At 59.3% G+C, this 548-nt stretch carries 1 protein-coding gene; it reads right to left on the reverse strand.

Annotated elements, in window-relative coordinates:
• Window positions 1-48: 48 nt before the first annotated feature.
• Window positions 49-548 (reverse strand): hypothetical protein (locus HMPREF2883_RS14480; RefSeq protein ID WP_218079108.1); only part of this gene is annotated, 500 nt, incomplete at its 5' end.

Genomic DNA, 548 nt, shown 5'->3' on the forward strand with positions numbered 1-548 from the left:
CAGAATTTCTGTTGGGGGCCGCGAAAAATGCCCGACTCGATGCCGTTGTTATTTCTGTGTGCATGGGTTGATTACTGTGCATAGGGAGAGTCCGGGGTCGAGGGTGATGTTCACTCGATAGTTCCATCCTCCTGCACTTCTGTCCTTGAAGAAGTTGATATCTGGGATGACTGGGGGTGGGTTGACTTCGAGGAGGGTTACTGTTCCCAGTCCCTCGATGTGGACGCTCTCGCCGAGGCGTATCTCATAGTCCTGCTCCGCCGCATGGCGCGGTTGCCATGTCACCGTACCAATCCATTCGTGGTTCCTGGAGTGCAACGGGCCTGAATACAGCGTCCCGTGTATCGTTTCAGGAGGGGGTAATGCCCAGCTGAGGTATTCTTCCTCGCCCCTCTGGACTCCGTCGGGCAGGGAGGCGGTGGTGGTGCTCGGGTGGGTCCAGTACAGCCAGCCGGCAAGGCCGATCACCATGGCCAGGCAGGCTCCTATGGTCCCGAGGAGGGCACGTCGCGCTGTGACACCATGCTTTCGCCGTCCACCCACCTGCG

It is taken from the genome of Actinomyces sp. HMSC075C01 (assembly GCF_001812965.1).
Taxonomy (GTDB): domain Bacteria; phylum Actinomycetota; class Actinomycetes; order Actinomycetales; family Actinomycetaceae; genus Actinomyces; species Actinomyces acetigenes.